The following is a 3,446-nucleotide window of genomic DNA, read 5'->3' on the forward strand; positions in this document are numbered from 1 at the left end:
GGTCCGCGGACCGGTGTGCGACCAGCTCGCCGCCGACCCGGGCCACGTCACCCGCCAGGCCCTCCGGCAGCGGGCCGAACATCCACGTCACCCGGCCGGGGCCGGTGATGGAGATCGGCCCGTGGCGGTACTCCATCGCCGGGTACGACTCCGTCCACGCCCCCGCCGCCTCCCGCATCTTCAGCGCCGCCTCCAGCGCGAGCCCGTACGTCCAGCCGCGCCCCAGGAACGTCCACTGCTCCGCCCCGACCACCGCGTCCGGCAGCGGCTCCGTCACCGCCAGCTCCGCGTCGACCGCCGCCTCCGCCACCGGCTTCACGCCGGGGATCTCACCGAGCCCGGCCCGCAGGAAGGCGAGTGCCGTCGTGGCGAAGCGGGTCTGGACCACCGACTCCTCGTCCGCCCAGTCCAGGACCGCGACCGCGTCGGCCGCGTCCATGACGGGGGTCTTCGGGTCGGCGGTCAGGGCGAGGGTCGGGACCGTGCCCTTCAGCCGCCCGAGCAGGTCGAGGACCTCCGTCGTCGTGCCGGAGCGGGTGATCGCCACCACCCGGTCGTAGCGCCGCCCGGCCGGGAACTCCGACGACGCGAACGCGTCCGTCTCGCCCTGCCCGGCGGCCTCGCGCAGAGCCGCGTACGCGATCGCCATGAACCACGACGTCCCGCAGCCGGTGACGGCGACCCGCTCACCCGGCTCCGGCAGCCCCTCGAACGCTGCGGCCGCCTGTGCCGCACGGCGCCAGCAGGCGGGCTGAGTGGCTATTTCTGCTGCGGTACGCGACATGCGCCGGGGCTCCTCGCTAGTACGGGACTGGTGCGGGACTCCCGCCATGGTCATCGGCGGGACCGCCGTTGCACAAGTGATACGGGGGTGGTGTAGACCTTGTGTCCGAAGTCGGGGGAAACTCGCGGTTCAATTGGATCGACACAAGCAAGCGGAAGTAATGAGGGTGGGGCAGCTGTGCAGCGGCGCGCGACAGGACTGACCGCGGCAGTGGCCGCACTGGGCATGGCGGGAGTTCTCGCCGGCTGCGGCGGTCCGGGCGACTCCGGCGACGTCACCATCAAGCTGGTGGCGGCCGACTACGGCGACTCCGCGGCGAACAGCTCCAAGAAGTACTGGGCCGAGGTCGTCAAGGGCTTCGAGAAGGAGAACCCCGACATCAACGTCGAGGTGACCGTCCACTCCTGGAACGACGTGGACCGCGAGGTCAAGGAGATGGTCAAGAAGGGCGAGGCCCCTGACCTGGCGCAGATCGGCGCGTACGCCGACTACGCCGCGCAGGACAAGCTCTACGAGGCCGATGAACTGCTCTCCATAGCCACCCAGGCCGACTTCATGGCCCCGCTCGCCCAGGCCGGCGAGGTCAACCGCATTCAGTACGGCATGCCGTTCGCCTCCTCCACGCGCCTGCTCTTCTACAACACCAAGCTCTTCAAGGACGCGAACCTCACCCCGCCGCGGAGCTGGGGCGAGCTGCAGTCCGCCGCCAAGGCCCTCAAGGCGCGCGGCGTGAAGATCCCGTACGCGCTGCCCCTCGGTCCCGAGGAGGCCCCCGCCGAGACGCTGATGTGGATGCTCAGCGGCGGCGGCGGTTACACCGACAACGTCGGCTCGTACGACATCGACTCCAAGCAGAACGCGAAGACGTTCGCCTGGCTCAGGGACGAACTGGTCGGCAAGGGTCTGACCGGGCCGAAGGCGCCCGGCAAGATGAACCGCGCCGAGGCGTTCGCGGCGTTCTCGCGCGGCGAGGTCGGCATGCTCAACGGCCACCCGACGCTGATGAAGATGGCCGCCAAGAAGGGCGTGAAGTTCGGCATGGTGCCGGCGCCCGGCGTCAACGGCAAGGCGCAGGCCACGATGGGTGTCGCCGACTGGATGATGGCGTTCAAGCAGAACGGCCACCGCAAGGAGGCCGGCAAGTTCCTGGACTACGTCTACAGCAAGAAGAACGTCCTCGAGTTCTCGAACGAGTACGACATCCTGCCCGTGACGACCTCCGCGTCCGAGGCGATGGCCAAGGACCGCGGCCACACCGAGCTGGGCAAGTTCCTCAAGGAGCTGCCGACCTCGCAGCTCTACCCGGTGGGCAAGACGTCGTGGGCGCAGGTCTCGGCGTCCATCAAGCGGAACATCGGCAGGACCGTCGACAAGGACGCCGACCCGTCCATGATCCTCGGCCAGATCCAGAACAAGGCGTCGACCGCGGAGAACGCGGAATAGCGTTGACCGCATGACCGAACAGGAACGCCCCGACCACGGGCTCTCCGCGCGGGACCGTGCCGTCCTCGCCCTCGAGCGCCGGGACTGGCCCGGCCCCGGCGCCAAGGAGCGGGCCGTCCGCGAGGAGCTTGGCATGGTGCCGGTGCGCTACTACCAGCTCCTGAACGCCCTCCTCGACGACCCCCGCGCCCTCGCCCACGACCCGATCACGGTCAATCGGCTCCGCCGGGTGCGGGAGTCACGACGCGAGGAGCGCTGAGCCGGTTAGGGTCGGGCCTATGGGTGACGCTACGTATGTGCAGCCGGACCAGTCCGAGCCCTCCGGGCTGCCCGAGCCCGTGACCGCCGCGGGACGCGATGGACTCGCCGCGTTTCTCGCGCGGCCCGAACGGGCCGTGGTGGCCCTCGACTTCGACGGCACGCTCGCCGCGATCGTGCCCGACCCCGAGCAGGCCCGCGCCCACCCGGACGCCGTGCCCGCGCTCGCCGCGCTCGCCCCGCGCCTGCGGTCCGTCGCCGTGGTCACGGGCCGCCCGGCGGGCGTCGCCGTCCGTTACGGCGGCTTCGCGGGTGTGCCGGGGCTCGAACACCTCGTGGTCCTCGGGCATTACGGCGCCGAGCGCTGGGACGCGGTCACCGGCACCGTCCAGGCGGCCGACCCGCACCCCGGCGTCGCGGCCGTCCGCGCCGAACTCCCCGGGTTCCTCGACGCGATCGACGCCTGGCGCGGCACCTGGATAGAGGAGAAGGGCCGCGCGGTCGCCGTCCACACACGCCGCGCCCGGGACCCGCAGGCCGCCTTCGACGCGCTGCGCGCCCCGCTCGCCGAGCTGGCGCACCGGCACGGCCTGATTGTCGAGCCGGGCCGCATGGTCCTCGAACTGCGCCCGCCCGGCATCGACAAGGGCGTGGCCCTCGCCGGCTACCTGCGCGAGGTGGGCGCGGAGTCCGTGCTCTACGCGGGCGACGACCTGGGCGACATCCCCGCCTTCGCCGCCGTGGAGAAACTGCGCGGCGACGGCATGGCGGGCCTCCTGGTGTGCAGCGGCAGCGCGGAGGTCACGGAACTCTCGGACCGCGCGGACCTGGTGGTGAACGGCCCCGGGGGAGTGGTGACGCTCCTCAACACCTTGGCGGGCCACCTGGCCTGACAGCGGGGGGGGGCAAGCGGGCCACCCACCCCGAGAGCGCGGGGTGAACGACCCACCCACCCTGACAG

The 3,446-nt window shown here is 71.6% G+C and carries 4 protein-coding genes; 3 read left to right on the top strand and 1 reads right to left on the bottom strand.

The window, feature by feature from the left end; genetic code table 11:
* A partial coding sequence (locus GKQ77_RS30040; protein ID WP_219692272.1) for an SIS domain-containing protein occupies window positions 1-784 on the bottom strand: 784 nt, incomplete at its 3' end.
* A gap of 177 nt (window positions 785-961) precedes the next feature.
* Here GKQ77_RS30040 and GKQ77_RS30045 point away from each other — a divergent pair.
* Genes GKQ77_RS30045 through otsB form a run of 3 tightly spaced genes read left to right on the top strand, consistent with a single transcriptional unit; the run spans window position 962 to window position 3,378 of the window.
* Window positions 962-2,227: an ABC transporter substrate-binding protein gene (locus GKQ77_RS30045; protein WP_443728933.1), complete on the top strand. Its 1,266-nt coding sequence runs from the start codon at window positions 962-964 to the stop codon at window positions 2,225-2,227.
* Window positions 2,228-2,237: 10 nt separating this feature from the next.
* Window positions 2,238-2,486 (top strand): DUF3263 domain-containing protein, encoded by a 249-nt coding sequence (locus GKQ77_RS30050; protein ID WP_219692273.1) that lies wholly within the window; start codon window positions 2,238-2,240, stop codon window positions 2,484-2,486.
* Window positions 2,487-2,505: 19 nt separating this feature from the next.
* Complete coding sequence (gene otsB, locus GKQ77_RS30055; protein ID WP_219692274.1) at window positions 2,506-3,378, top strand: trehalose-phosphatase; 873 nt, start codon at window positions 2,506-2,508, stop codon at window positions 3,376-3,378.
* Window positions 3,379-3,446: the final 68 nt, after the last annotated feature.

Origin of the sequence: Streptomyces anatolicus (assembly GCF_019400875.1) — a bacterium.
GTDB lineage: Bacteria > Actinomycetota > Actinomycetes > Streptomycetales > Streptomycetaceae > Streptomyces > Streptomyces anatolicus.